Here is a 10,889-nt window from a genome sequence, read left to right as displayed (position 1 = left end):
TGGACTAAATGTGATGACGGTAAATATCGAAGACGTCATTTTTGTGACAATCCCTGTACTTCATCACCTTGTGGAAGAATGATCTACGTTTATCCTGAAAAGGATCTTCGTGCTTATCCAGGGACTCTTCGTGATACAGAAGAATGGGATAAAGTTTATAAAATCCGTTCAGTAGTAGAGCAGTCCATAAATCATTTTAAAGAAAGTTTCTGTATTGCTGGACGTAAAACCCAAAATGAGAAAACCATTCATGCCGATTTACTACTAGCAGGCATCACACAATTAATTACTGTTGTCCTTGCTGATAAAATACATAAGCACGAGTACATCAGAAGTTTAAAACCATTAATTGCTTAGGTATTTATTTTAGATATTCATTTTTCTAGAAATTTGATACCTTTATTTTGTGTACCCTTTTTTAAGAACAACTTTTAGTTCTCGCTAAACTTTCACTTGGATTCCACTTTCCATTCTTGAAACTCTTTTTTTGAAGGATCTATATTCCTATTATTCAGTTTTTAGAAAGAGTTTCGCAATTACTTAATATTCATCTTATATGATGATATAATAAATAAACAATTTCAGCCATACTATTATTTTTAGTAAAACTATGATTTTCTACAATTATGATATTTCAATAATTAATTTATCTATGACCTATCTAAATTTTTTCAAATATTCAGCTGCCGATCGATTCATTTCCAGGGCAAATTTAGACATGTATTTCCGATTGCAGAATTTATTAATATAATTGTTGATGTCTTTATCTTCTAAACCAGATTTCTTATTTCTTGTATAATGCATTTTCTTATGCTCTTCTTTATTTAATCTATGGTATTTGTTTTCTGAAACAATATACTCTTTTTCAAAACGAATAGGTTTTTTCCTTTTCTTTTGGGATTCTGCAGGATAGCCATATACTACCATGGCTATAGGCAGAACATAATCTGGTAATTCTAATAACTCTCTCACAATCTCGCAATTTTCAAGGATATCACCAATATAGCAGGAGCCTACACCTAAAGACTCTGCTGCTACTACAGTATTTTGGGCAGCTACTACTGCATCTACACAAGCAAGAAGAATATCCCCTTCACCAGGTTTTCTCGGATTACAATTTTCATAAGAGAAAGAATCATACCATCTTTGATAATCTGCAATAAATACAAATACCATGGGGGCCTTTGCAATAAAGGGTTGGTTATCACAAGTCATAGATAACTTTTCTTTTAATTCCTCATCAGTAATATCTATGATGCTATATAGCATCATGCAACCGGCACTAGGAGCTTGAAAGGCTGCGTTTAATATTTCTTGTTTTATTTCATCTGGAATTTTTCTATCCTCATAAACCCTTACTGATTTCCTGTTTTTAATCTGTTTTAATACTTCATTCATGCTATTACCTCCATTTTTAAGTTGTCACTGACAATGTGTTTTAAGTTTTTCTAAAGCCCAATTTACTAATATATTATATACTTCGACATCTAGATAGAAATTCCTTCTTGTTCATCAATAGTAATAAATTATGTGGGTTTATATTTAATTTGGGTATATTTTTGTATATAAGATTATTCTTAGTTTCTGTCATGGGGAGGGGTGTCTTATGTTTAAGAACGATTTAATTGATAAAAAGATACAAGCTTTGCTAGAGGCACATAATGATTCTATAGATGAAACGAAGGAAGAAGATATACTTCTTTATTCAGAACTAAGACATTTTGCCGAAGAACATGAAGGACTTCTATACTTCTTTGATGATGAAACCTATTTGATTATTAATTTCATTGGTGAAGATGATTTTTTAGTTATACCTGTGGAGTATAATTTGTAGCATAAATAAAGGGCTGAGGATAATTCCTCAGCTTATATTAATATATCTATATTTCCTCCAACATTAGGATTTACTGATTGTTCCATGCTTTTAGTAGTTGTTTCTAGCATTTTTGATAAATCTTCGCCTTGAATTTTCATAGATTCCATTGACATTTTCATGACAGATACTCCAACTTGTTGATGAAGTTTTGATTGATGCATGGCTATTGATAAGGAAGGTATATCCATTTATATCATCTCCTTTGGTAAATTGTAATTTCTACTCTGCTGATATGGTTAATTAAATCTTCATATTTATACCCTTTGTCCCTGACTTTGTGTCTTTTCTATTTAACTAAGGTTTCATTTTACTCTATTTTCATATTGTTCAATGAGTATTTGATAAAAATTCTACTGATATATCAGAGTACATATTTGTTTTAAAGCCATCTCTATAAATACCATTTCCATAGCTATTAGATGTATTCCATGTAGTTGTCTAGTATTACCCACCTATCCTTTATAAATACTTCATCCCAACTATTTCACCTAACAACTCTCTTTCATTGATTTTCAATTTTTCCATAGGTATTATAATTTCTTTAGCTAATATTTTCTTTTTGTTTAGCAATTCATTTAATTTTACTTCCACAGTAATACCGTGTTCACTAATACATATTGGATAGTATACTTTTACATCCTTCTTTTGTCCTACTCTATGAACTCTATCAGTAGCTTGGCTTTCTACTGCTGGGTTCCATTCTCTAGTGTAGTGGATTACATGATTGGCCCCTACTATATTTAGTCCCACCCCTGCAGCTCTCGGTGAAAGAATCATAGTATTAAAGCCAGGTTTTTTTTCAAAATCTTCAATTATATCTAGCCTATTTTTAGTTACTTCTCCATTAATAATTGGACTCCAAATCCCTAACTTATCGTATATAGTCTGCACTAGAATTTTTTGCATATCTTTGTATTTAGTAAATATTACAGCCTTTTCTCCCTTTTCTTTTATCCTTTCCAATATCCTTAAAGTTTCTGCTAACTTATTGCACTCTTCAATTAATGTATTCGAATCTATATTTATATTCCCTATAACTAATCTGGGATGGCTACATATTTGTATAAGTTCTTGGAGATAAGCAAGGGCCATCCCTCCTACACTTTCACTTTTTATTTTGTTTATTGTATCCATATACATATTTTCCTGAATACTACTAAATCTACAGGTTATAACTTTTTCAGCTTTCTTCGGAAGATTTTCTAGCTTTTCCTCTTTAGTTCTCCTCAACAATATAGGCTCTATTCGGGAAATAAGTTGCTGTTTTTTTAAGCTAATAATATTTGGATTATCGATGTTTTTTTCTATGGGAATTTGAAACTCTTCTTTAAAATTACTATAACTACCTAATAAACCAGGTTGAACAAAATCTACAATAGACCACAGTTCACTAAGATTATTTTCTACAGGCGTTCCTGTAATTGCTATTACATGATTGGATTTCATAGCTTTTACAGCAGAAGAGGATAAAGTTGTAGCATTTTTTATCTTCTGTGCTTCATCTACAGCTAATACTTTCCAGTGGATTTTCCCTAATATTATTTGATCCCTTATTAGAGTTTCATAGGAAGTTATAACTATATCGTATTGACTAATAAAATCACTATTTTTAACCCTATCTGATCCTTTATGAATATAAATGGAATCCATATTATAAGTAAATTTATTAATTTCCCTGCACCAATTATCTGTTAATGCAGCTGGTACTACGATTAAAGAGGGCCTTAACTCATCTATTTCCTTTAAATATGCCATGTAAGCAATTAATTGTAAGGTTTTACCTAGTCCCATATCATCAGCTAGTAATCCCCCTAGTTTTTCTTCCTTTAAAAGCCTTAGCCATTTATAACCTTCCTGCTGATATACAAACAAGCTAGCATTTAAATATTTAGGTTTTTCATATGTTAATAAATCTTTATCCCCATACCTTTCTTTTAAATTTATATAACCTCTATTGTATTCTAAAGTTATAATATTATCGAAAATATCCAATATATAATTAACACTTTTAATATCTATCTTTTTCCCTCTATCTTTTAATTTTTCATCTGCTTTCAAAAATTTAAATCCTGATTTATAATCTATCCTTAGCCATTTATTGTTGTAGTAAATATAGTTTTCATCCTTTTCAGAAGCTTCTTCTACTAATCGTTGAAATTCATCTATGCTTATACTACCCTCATCATTTTCCATTTGTTCATCTATTGTACTAGACCTAATATTTACTCCCGTATCAAAATCAAACCAACCAGTACTTTCTCCCTCTTTACAATGGATAAAAGGAATAGCCCTATAGGTTCTTATTTTCAATCCTTTTACCCTATCACTAAATTCTTCTAAATCTATAGAATCAGGTAGAAATTCATAAGGATTATCTATAAGTTTAGGTACATTGCTTCCAACAATATTTTTTTGCATTTTTATTTTATTATAATCTGTAAAGATGGTTTCATCAAAAAACAACCTTTTCCTTTTAATCCCTTGAGATATAGAAGTTATAGGATTTAAATCCTTACCTTCTACTAATTTTTTATTTAGTTCTTCATTTAAATCTTTAAAATAAGGGATTAGTTCAATATATTTTTCACTATGCTTTTTTAAATCTACATTTAATTCCTCTGGAAAATAACATTCCTCGTTTAAAATATAATCATCCATTTCAGCTTTAGCTTTTATTGCTTTCTTCTTAACTTTAGCCAAGAATAAACCTTGCTCTTCTACATTCCCTGTTTCACAATTATCTATTTCATCTAATAGTTCCAATTGTTCCTTAGATAATAGAAATTTTCTGTCCTCGAAAAATATTATATTTTCTATTCTCTCATAAAACCCATCTAATATTCCGTGTTCTAAATTACTAATAATATAATCTATCTTAAAGTTTTCATTACCTAAAAAACTTCTAGCCCTAAGTGAGATCTTTATATTTTTTTCATAAGGAAGGTCTAATTCTTTTAGAATTTCTTTTTCTATATTATATAAATTTATATATTTTAAAATATAGCTAAAGCCTTCTTTATACAATAGTTCCTCTAACCATAGTTCTTCTAATAATAGAACTTTTTCTCTATCTTTAGAGGTTAAAAAAAGGTTCAACATTTCCTTGTTTTTGTATATAGGTAGTACCAAAGAATCTTCCTTTTTCCCCTTTTTGTATATTATGTCATATACTATGCCTTTTGTAGAAAACCTAGATTCTAACTTTATTTTTTCCCTTCTAAAGAGCATGATTTTTCAACTCCCAAATCAGTTTAGTAGTCCTATATTGCCAATTCTCTCTGTGTATAATCCTAGATAATGCAGAGCCTTGATTCTTATAATAGCCATCGTCTTCCATTCTATTATTTGAAACCTTACCATCATAATTAATTAAATAATAAGGTTTAGAATAAATATATGCAGCATTTCCAATATATCTAAATTCGATGACTACAAATTTATCAAAATCTAAAAACAACTGTCTATCATTTACTCCTAATAGTTTGGCATCTAAATCTTTAATATATCTAAACCAAAACTCGTATCTTTCATCTCCTTGGAAAAACTCGATAAGTTTCTTATTAGCATACCAGATATTATATCTATCCTTAGCATCTTCTGAAACCTTGTCCCATAGATATTTATGAGAATTATTTAATGGAGTATCATAGGTTAAATATATATAATTCAATATTTCATCTTGGAATTCTTCTATCTCTAATTTCAATAGATAATTGTCTAAAAATTTTGCTAATAAATCTAATTCATAAACTTTAATAATATCCAATATTTTATCTACTTCATTATTTAAATAGTCCTTTCCTCGACAAACGGTCAAAAAGTATCTCCAACAATCCTTATATAATCCCCTGTTAGATTTAAATCCACAAAACCCTAAATAGGAATCCAGTTTTCTATTGAGTTTGAAATAATCTTCAATAATAATTTCTAAAATATAATCTTCTTCTAACCATTTCAGTAGAATTGGAACTGCATTGGCGCTTATTCCTAAAAGTTCATGAGAATTCTCGACTTTATTGATGTATTGGATAAAGTATTGGTTAAACTCTTTATTACTATAATGATTTTGAAAAGCATTGAAAAATAAAATTAAATTATTTTTCTTGAATCTTGTATTAATTATTTCATTGATTTTCCAAAGCTCTATATTATAACGATTTTCTGGCATATATAGGATTAAACTTTGTAATTCTTTTGGTTTTAATTTATACGAATAGATTTTTAATTGGTTTTTATCTAACTGCCTAATTTCTTCGATCAATTTTTCTAAATCCCTAATGTTAAAATCCCTATTAGTAAACCCTTCTAAAAGATCTAGATGTTTGCTTTTAATCTCCTCTCTTATTTCAATTATCTTTTTAGGTATATATTTATAATTTTTAAGCATCTCCATCTTCCAACATTTCCTTCATTTTATAAATCATTTCCTCATCTTTTAACCTGAATTTAAACTCTACTCTTCTAGAGCTTTCATCTATTATATTCCCTTCAGAATCTCTAATAGGATTACTAAAGGAACGGCCATTGGCAGTTAATATAGACTGTAAATCCTCTTTATTTCCTAATCCTTGAAATTCTTCACTTAATATGAATTTTGCCACTTCAAAAGCCCTCTTTTGAGATAATTCCAAATTATACATATATGATCCTTGATCATCTGTATGCCCTTCAATTATAATTTCCGATATATATTCTTTATTTTTCGGATTTAATAACACCTTTATATATTGAGGAATAAATTCCATTAAATAATCCTTCCCAGTATCTTTAATGATATAAGCGTTATAATCAAAGAGTACTCCTTCGCTAAAGGTTATAGAGCCTGTTTCAGGGTCGATATCTATTTCTAATTGAGAATCTCTAAATTCTTCTCTTAGTTCAGCTACTATCATTTGTCTTATACCTATTATTTTATCCACCTCATCTTCTTTTTCTATTAATAATTCTTTCTGACGGCTTAATTGTAAGATGGATAAAATTAAAAGCAAAATAAATATCATAAGTAAGCTGGACATCATATCGGAAAAGGACATCCAATATTCTAGTGGACTTTCATCTATATAGTTTTCCATAGATTTATTTTTAAGTATCATGAGACAACCTCTTTTCTTTCAGCTACTATTGATTTATGAATTGAATTATATAGATTATTTACCTCCTCTAGAGCTTCGGATAACTGCAATGTATGACTTTGAAGTTCATTGTACATTATAGTCATAACGGAAGGTAATTCTTCCACTGTATCTTGGATTTCCAAGATAGTGCTACTTAATCGACTTGAAATCTCGGATAAATTATCATCAAAAATATTAAATGTAGTTTCTAAACCATCTTTAAGATTATTTGAAAAATTTGAAGTAGACTCATTCAATGCTATAGTAATTGATTCTAGATTATGCCAAGTTCTCTCTAAATCTTCTTTTAATAATTGTACACTATTTTCTACTTTAGCATAGGATTTTATAGATTTTTTCTGAATTCGATTGACTTCTGCTGTAGTTTTAGCATTTGAGGTAGATATTTCTTGTAAAGCAATGGTAGTATCCTTTATTGTATCCATTTTACTTCCTAGTTCTTGATTAATTTTAGAGATTTGATCGAATAATTGATTAAATTTAAGTATAATAGCTTCTGAATTGGAATTTAATTCTGAATAATTTAGACTGCTTTCTTTTATTTTTTCTATCAAAGATTCTAAACTAACTTTAGTTTCTTTATGCCATTCTGTAAATTCCTTAATGGTATTTTCCAATTCATTAAAGGAAATACTTACAGTTTCATTTAATTGCTTGTTGAAATTGTTTATCATTGTATTTAAGGTAGCTATTTGATTATCTGTACTGCTATTGGCAAAGTTTTCAAAAGCATGGTTTATATGATTAATATTTGGAACTATACTTTCATTGATAACCTGAGTCATGGAACTTTCGATACCTGGAATAAGACTGCTATCTACCAACTCTATCAAATTTAAAGATATATCTGTAGCCAGATGTTTTATTGCCTCTGTAGATTCTCTTTGCAGCTCAAATATTTCATTTAAATAATATTCACTAGTAAATACCCTAAATTTTTCATTAAAAGCTAGATAAAATTTATCTAAATATTGAACATAGGTTTTATATTTACTTCTATCTAGATATGACCATATCATAGACATTACTATCCCAACTATAGAAGATATAAAAGCTAAAGACATACCATCTGTTAAATTTTTTATACTTTCCTCAATTAATTCTGGATTGTCCAATGTTAATTTACTAATACCGTCTTGGAGACCTATAAAGGTTCCTAATATTCCTAAGGCAGTTAAGATGCCTGGTACAATTTGGGCTATTTGTCTTCTTCCAGGCTCATCTATTACATTATATCTATTAAAAAAAGAAGATATGTCAGGTACCATACTTTGAACCGTATTATTCCTTGCATAGTTAATATATCTACTCCAGATATTTTCTATATAACTATTACCGTTAAACAGGTTCTTTTCCTTTACTTGCCTTAAATTAGTAAGGTCTCTTCCAGATACTTCGTCCCTGTGTATAATGAAATATCTCAAGGATTTTATATTTTTTGAAACTTTATTATGACATATGTAAAAAGAAACTGCAGCAAGAATTACTATAATAACAGAAAAGAAATCAGTAAAATTGATTATATTCTCAATAATTTTTACTATGAAATTTATTATATTCCCCGTTAAACTCAATCCCATCTCTCCCTTATTTTTATACCTATTTATATAGAATTCGACATGAATTTATGAAATCCTCTTTTTTATAAAGCTTATTAAATTTTTTTACTTTTCACTTTGAAAAGTTTGAAAAATACAATTTTGTAATGATAATAAGAGCTAAGGAATTATCCTCAGCTCTATTTAAAATAAATATATTTATTCTCTAAACTTCTCCATACATGCTTTCGTAATATTTAGTATAATTGCCACAAACAATATTTTCAATCCAATCCGTATTATTTAAATACCACCCTATAGTTTATTTTGTTCCTTCATCAAAAGTATATGAAGGCTTCCATCCAAGCTCTGTTGTAATTTTGGTGAAAATATGAATCTTTTATAAGATCAATAATCTCATCTGCTGTCCTTTCATCATATGTATAGCTTGTTAGATTACGACTTTTTATCATTTCCATCCATATTTCTCCATCCTCTATAAGCCCTAATGCAAAGGCTTTTTTTGTAGCATCTCTTGAACCATATATGCCTATACTACCCCTATGCTCAAGAAAATCTTTTAAAGTCTTCCATGCTAATTCATGGGTATATTCAAAGGATTGAATAACCCCTTGTTTCTCAAGTATGGATAGTTCTCTTTCCTCCATCAATTCTACTGCATTTCTAAGTTGGCTTAAGGCCCTTTTATAATTAGCAAACCTTTGGATCCAACGGATATTCTCCCCCACAGAAATACCCCTCCTTTACCTTTTGGAATCTCATAAACTGTTTATAATTATTATATCTTATTATTTCATGTTTTAGAGTAAAATCATAAGGAAATGTTTTTTGCATTTTTGCTCACCTATAAAACTTGTTTTATAAAAATTAAATTCCTCTCCATTTCTCTTAACTTTTCATTGATTAGACTAATTATATCCTTAGTCATGGAATTGACCTTCTAAATTGTTATCTTTTAATACAAGTTATCATATATGGAATGATTTTAGAATTAGCTTTGTTATCAAAAATAAACTAGGGTTTGCTTTGCTTCGCCCTAGTTTCTAAAAATATTACTAATCAAGACTAGAAATAGGATTAAAATACCCATAAAGGGATAGAAATAAGGGGTAAAAACATCTGATTCTTTATATATTATCTTATAATTTTAGCAAACTAAAACTATATTTATACCAATTAGAATTCAACCTCTAATTAACATTTTTTGCCATATTAGAGTGATTATAAATTACTTATAGCCAAAATATATTACAGTCTATAGTAATGATTATTCTAAGCATCTTCTTCTTTAGTTAATATTGCGGTCATAAAATATTACTTTTCTAACTCCATGGATTTTCTTCTAAATAGACATTAATATCGTTCACTATCACTGAACTTTATTGCTTGTTTTTATTAATATAATTTCTTTCAGCCACAAACTTCTCCATTGTTAGCTATACACTGATATTTGCAATCTTTAACCTAGGAACTTTATTGATATAATCGATGCAATATCTCCTAATATTTGTATTATATTCTACAGTATCTAATTCTAAAGTTTTTCCATTGTCAAAATTGAATTTATATTTTTCCATAGTGTAATCAAATAATTTCAGATAATCTGAACCTAAGCCATGTTTAGTATTTTTAAAAATTTCACCATCAACCTTATCAAAAGATACTTCTCTGTAAATAAAGCAGTTAATATTTTTACCAAATTTCTCTTTATCTATATTTGAAATTAAATTATCATCTGTTCCATGGTAACAAACAATAGTACATCTATTTTCAAAATTCTCGGATTGATCCCTTAATTTTGGACAAAAACTCACTAATACTTCCAATATCATAATATTTCATTTTGCCCTTGGTTTATTGTACATTAATATTTATCTTCATCAAGGGTAAAGGCTACGCCCCTCAAAGCAGGCCCTTGATTTCAGCTAAATATTAATGTGTTAGGCACTTGAAGGCAAAGTATTAAAGCTTTATTTTCAAAGGTTTTGCTGTTCCTTCCAATGTTTTATGGTAAAATTCTACTGGTGAAATATATCCTAAAGAACTATGGATTCTAACTTTATTGTAGAATTTAATATATTCAGATACTGCTTCATAAGCTTCTGTATAGCTTTTAAATTCGTACCTTGACAAACATTCATCTTCTAACAATCTATGAAAAGCTTCTATATGGGCATTTTTATTTGGAGTCTTAAATGGTATCCTTTCATGCTCTAATTTTAATTCTTTACAAGTATCTTGAAATTTATTGCTGATGAATTGTGGGCCATTATCTGACCTTATAATCAAGTTAATTTTCTTATTATAAAGTTCCCGCTT

The 10,889-nt window shown here is 28.7% G+C and carries 10 protein-coding genes and 1 pseudogene; 2 read left to right on the top strand and 9 right to left on the bottom strand.

The window, feature by feature from the left end:
• Positions 1-268, top strand: a pseudogene (locus tag CUL_RS0106110) (ISNCY family transposase); the annotation flags it as partial.
• A 389-nt stretch (positions 269-657) separates the two neighbouring features.
• On the opposite strand, the gene CUL_RS0106105 reads toward CUL_RS0106110, so the two are convergent.
• Positions 658-1,398 carry a nitroreductase family protein gene (locus tag CUL_RS0106105; protein ID WP_025640830.1) on the bottom strand — a complete coding sequence of 247 codons (741 nt, stop codon included), beginning with the start codon at positions 1,396-1,398 and terminating at the stop codon, positions 658-660.
• Positions 1,399-1,606: 208 nt separating this feature from the next.
• Between CUL_RS0106105 and CUL_RS0106100 the strand changes: the two genes are divergently transcribed.
• Positions 1,607-1,834 (top strand): hypothetical protein, encoded by a 228-nt coding sequence (locus tag CUL_RS0106100; protein ID WP_025640829.1) that lies wholly within the window; start codon positions 1,607-1,609, stop codon positions 1,832-1,834.
• Between the two features lie 32 nt (positions 1,835-1,866).
• Here the strand turns inward: CUL_RS0106100 and CUL_RS0106095 are convergent, their stop codons facing one another.
• The 8 genes from CUL_RS0106095 to CUL_RS16790 form a co-directional block, all read right to left on the bottom strand.
• Positions 1,867-2,064, bottom strand: coding sequence for a YjfB family protein (locus CUL_RS0106095; protein WP_025640828.1), 198 nt, complete (start codon positions 2,062-2,064; stop codon positions 1,867-1,869).
• 271 nt (positions 2,065-2,335) lie between these two features.
• A complete protein-coding gene (locus CUL_RS16795; RefSeq protein WP_025640827.1) occupies positions 2,336-5,104 on the bottom strand; it encodes a DEAD/DEAH box helicase in 2,769 nt (922 codons plus the stop codon).
• Complete coding sequence (locus CUL_RS0106085; protein ID WP_025640826.1) at positions 5,094-6,263, bottom strand: hypothetical protein; 1,170 nt, start codon at positions 6,261-6,263, stop codon at positions 5,094-5,096. Before CUL_RS0106085 ends, CUL_RS16795 begins: the two co-directional genes overlap by 11 nt.
• Positions 6,256-6,969 (bottom strand): OmpA family protein, encoded by a 714-nt coding sequence (locus CUL_RS0106080; protein ID WP_236616434.1) that lies wholly within the window; start codon positions 6,967-6,969, stop codon positions 6,256-6,258. The genes CUL_RS0106085 and CUL_RS0106080 overlap by 8 nt, the downstream gene beginning before the upstream one ends.
• Positions 6,966-8,585: an anti-phage protein ZorA-like protein gene (locus CUL_RS0106075; protein ID WP_025640824.1), complete on the bottom strand. Its 1,620-nt coding sequence runs from the start codon at positions 8,583-8,585 to the stop codon at positions 6,966-6,968. The genes CUL_RS0106080 and CUL_RS0106075 overlap by 4 nt, the downstream gene beginning before the upstream one ends.
• A gap of 302 nt (positions 8,586-8,887) precedes the next feature.
• Positions 8,888-9,298, bottom strand: a complete 411-nt coding sequence (locus CUL_RS0106070) for a nucleotidyltransferase substrate binding protein (protein WP_025640823.1) — start codon at positions 9,296-9,298, stop codon at positions 8,888-8,890.
• Positions 9,299-10,006: 708 nt separating this feature from the next.
• On the bottom strand, positions 10,007-10,384 hold the full coding sequence (locus tag CUL_RS0106060; protein WP_025640822.1) for a hypothetical protein: 378 nt from the start codon (positions 10,382-10,384) through the stop codon (positions 10,007-10,009).
• Between the two features lie 148 nt (positions 10,385-10,532).
• Positions 10,533-10,889 (bottom strand): integrase core domain-containing protein (locus CUL_RS16790; RefSeq protein WP_025640821.1); only part of this gene is annotated, 357 nt, incomplete at its 5' end.

The sequence above is a fragment of the [Clostridium] ultunense DSM 10521 genome (assembly GCF_000511955.1).
In the GTDB taxonomy this organism is placed as follows: domain Bacteria; phylum Bacillota; class Clostridia; order Tissierellales; family Tepidimicrobiaceae; genus Schnuerera; species Schnuerera ultunensis.
This window is presented reverse-complemented; position numbering and strand designations above follow the sequence as displayed.